3 protein-coding genes are annotated in these 3,644 nt (G+C 45.1%); 2 read left to right on the top strand and 1 reads right to left on the bottom strand.

Features of this window, described 5'->3' with window-relative positions:
* Positions 1-1,112, bottom strand: a 1,112-nt coding sequence (locus WBA23_RS17215) for a TonB-dependent receptor (RefSeq protein WP_424583523.1), incomplete at its 3' end; no start/stop codon positions are given.
* A 293-nt stretch (positions 1,113-1,405) separates the two neighbouring features.
* Here WBA23_RS17215 and WBA23_RS17220 point away from each other — a divergent pair.
* The gene (locus WBA23_RS17220) at positions 1,406-2,773 is read left to right on the top strand and encodes a Gfo/Idh/MocA family protein (protein ID WP_424583524.1); all 1,368 of its coding nucleotides are present in this window, start codon (positions 1,406-1,408) and stop codon (positions 2,771-2,773) included.
* Between the two features lie 89 nt (positions 2,774-2,862).
* On the top strand, positions 2,863-3,644 hold a 782-nt coding region (locus WBA23_RS17225; protein WP_424583525.1), incomplete at its 3' end, for an SMP-30/gluconolactonase/LRE family protein.

Genomic DNA, 3,644 nt, shown 5'->3' on the forward strand with positions numbered 1-3,644 from the left:
TTGCGGTACGAATGGCTTAATGAAAACCTTAAGTCCTGCCCTTTGCGCTGGTACTGACGCTGGTAAATGAGCGCATTATCAATGGCAAAATCTTCTTCGGTTTCCGTATTATCGCGAACGTTATATAGTAATTGTTCCCCCTCGGCATTGGTTAGCCGACTGGTGGTTACTTCGCTATCGTTTTCACCTTCTATCTCCATCACTCCTTCGTACGTGAGCGTACTATTGGGGAAGTAATAATCCAGTCCGTAGTTAATAGTGTGGCTCGCCTCAAAGCGATCAATGTCTCGCTCTTGACGTAGCGTCTGAGGATTATCGCCAAAGGTTTCCCGAACAACCGAACTGCGGGCAAGACCGGGGGAGCGGCGGTAATTATACCCACCGAAAACGTTCGTCTTCTCTCCCTGCCGATTAATTCGGGCGGAGGCATTCACTCGGTATCGGTTTCCTAGTGTAAGCTCCATTTTGCCGTGCGTACCCTGCTGGTTTCCTTTTTTCAGTTGAATATTGATAACTCCACCGGTACCTTCGGCATCGTACTTAGCATTAGGATTAGTAATAATGTTGATATTTTTGATGGCACTAGCGGGTAGTTGAGCCAAGTCACTAGCAATAGACGAGTTGCGTCCGTTAATGAGAATATTGGGAGAGTTACTGCCCCGAATGGTAATTCCCCCATCTTGCCCTACGATCACTGAAGGAGTGTTTCGCAATACATCTAATGCGCTACCGCCTAAATTAGAGAGGTTTTGCTCCGGTCGAATGACCATTCCTTCTAAAGTAGTTTCTACGGGTTTAGAAACCGCTTTGCCTTCTACCACTACCTCATCCAGCTCCTGCACCGCAGGGTTCATTTCAATAGTGCCTAACTCTATTGGCTGGGTGGCTTGCAAGTCTTTCATCTTGTAAGCCCGGTAGCCGACAAACTTAATTTCTAAGTCGTATTCGCCCTCGGGTACATCTTGTAGAGTAAATTTACCGTCGGCATTGGAGGTTGATCCTTGCAGTACACTCTCTTCGTCATCGGGATAGAGAGCTACATTCGCAAAGGGTACTGGGTCACCAGTTTTACCATCTACAATGCTGCCACTAATCTGATACTGGGCTTGCACACTGGTTATTATAGACCCTGAAAAAATTAAGATTAAAAAATATTTATATAAAGACATTTTTACTTTTGTTTAACGATTGATTCGTTTTATTAAACGCATGTAATTACAATAGTTTATCTTTCTTAAATGTTTTTTAGTAATTAAAGTATTAGACGTATCATCACTTTCTTCCGACGAATATGGTGGGCAGAAGAGGTTTGCTCATAATAAGATCGCACAAGTATTGTTGAGTGGGCTAGGGAATTGTAATCAACATGCTTTATATTTATCTGAACAACTTAATCTTTCTTACTGTGAACAGTATTAATATTAATCGCCGTCGCTTTCTTCAGACGGCTTCAGCCTCGCTGGCCCTTTCTACCTTTGGCCCTCAAGGATTAGAATTGCTATTTCGAGATAAACCCTGGCGAGTAGGGCTGATCGGTTCCGGTTGGTACGGGAAAAATGATGTGTTTCGATTAATTCAGGTTGCTCCCGTAGAGGTGATATCCGTGTGCGATCCTGATCAACGAATGCTCCAAGAAGCAGCTAGTCTAATCAGTCAGCGGCAGAAATCAGGTAATACTCCTCGTACCTATACTGACTACCGAGAAATGCTAGCGGAGAAAGATCTGGATATTGTGCTGATTGGTTCCCCTGACCATTGGCACGCTTTACAGGCCATTGAGGCTATGAAGACTGGAGCCCATGTGTATCTGCAAAAACCGATCAGTGTGGATGTGCTAGAAGGGGAAGCTATTGTAGCCGCGACTAAAAAATATAATAAAGTAGTTCAGGTAGGCACCCAACGCAAAAGCACTCCTCACTTGATTGATGCTAAAAAGCAGGTAGTAGATGCCGGTTTACTGGGCAAAATTTCTCACGTAGAAATGTGCTGCTACTTTCATATGCGAGCCAATGGCAACCCACCCGTTGAGCCAGTACCTGACTTTTTTGATTACGAAATGTGGACCGGTCCGGCTCCAATGCGTCCCTACGATGGGCTACCCCATACGCGTTGGTGGCGAACATTTATGGAGTACGGCAACGGCATTGTGGGCGATATGTGTGTACACATGCTAGATACCGTTCGGTGGATGCTAGACTTAGGTTGGCCGCAGCGTATTTCCTCGCAAGGAGGCATTTACGTGCAAAAAGGAGGGAAGTCTACTATTTCTGATACTCAATCAGCCGTTTTTGAGTATCCGGAATTAAACTGCGTATGGCAACATCGCAGTTGGGGCGCACCCACCGACCCGGAGTATCCTTGGGCGTTCAAACTGTTTGGCGAACATGGTACTTTAGCGGGTAGTACCATGCAAGCCGATTTTACTCCGTACAAAGAGGGCGACGCCATTCACTTTGATGTACTTTACGAAAAAGAAAAATACCCCGAAGATGTGACCGAAGATCGCATTGAACTCAATGCCGCTCCCGCCACCCGGCTACATATGCTAGATTTTTTAAACGCAATTGAGAATAATAGCAAACCAGTAGCCGACATTATGGACGGACACATTTCTACAGCTTCCTGTATTTTGGCTAATACATCGATGGCAGTAGGTCGTCCGCTGGTATATGATCCGCAAAAGATGATTGTTGTTGATGATTCTGAAGCAACAGCACTCCTGCAACGCCCTTATCGCGACCCTTGGAATCATCCGATGCCAGATAAGATATAGCCACTTGATAAACCTATTCATCACTACTTTTACTATCTGCCATGCACTATTATCTATTGTTTATATTGTTAGTTTTTCTACTGAATCCTATGTCTAAAAGCCAAGCGCAAGACGGTATCATTGCTTCAGGAGCTGAGTTAACGCCAGTATCTTCTGAGTTCAAATTTACCGAAGGTCCCACTGCCGACCAGCAAGGGAACGTATACTTTACCGATCAGCCTAACAATCAAATTATGAAGTGGTCTACTGACGGAATCCTTTCCGTATTCATGAAAAACGCCGGACGGGCCAACGGTTTGTACTTCGATAACGAAGGCCGCCTGATAGCGTGTGCCGATAAGAAGAATGAGCTGTGGCGAATAGATGAAAACAAGGAGATAACCGTACTGGTAGATAGCTACGAGGGAAAGAAACTAAATGGCCCCAACGATGTGTGGGTACATCCGAACGGAGGGGTCTATTTTACTGACCCTTTTTACAAGCGAGATTATTGGGAGCGAGAAGAAAAAGAAATAGAGCAGGAAAACGTTTATCACTTATCGTCTGAAGGGATGCTTACGGTAGCGGCTACTAACTTAGTTCGGCCCAATGGGATTGTAGGTACTGCGGACGGCACCACATTATTTATCGCTGATATTAATGATAAAAAAACGTACCGTTACCAAATTGGGAAAAACGGGAAGCTTAGCAACCGCCAACTGTTTGTTGAAATGGGTTCGGATGGAATGACGCTGGATGAAGCAGGGAATCTCTACCTAACCGGAAAGGAAGGTGTTACGGTATTTAACCCTCAGGGCGAGCAAATTGAGCAGATCGCCGTACCTGAAGGCTGGACGGCCAATGTTTGTTTCGGTGGGAAAGACCGTAAGAA

It is taken from the genome of Tunicatimonas sp. (assembly GCF_049647865.1).
Taxonomy (GTDB): Bacteria; Bacteroidota; Bacteroidia; order Cytophagales; family Cyclobacteriaceae; genus Tunicatimonas.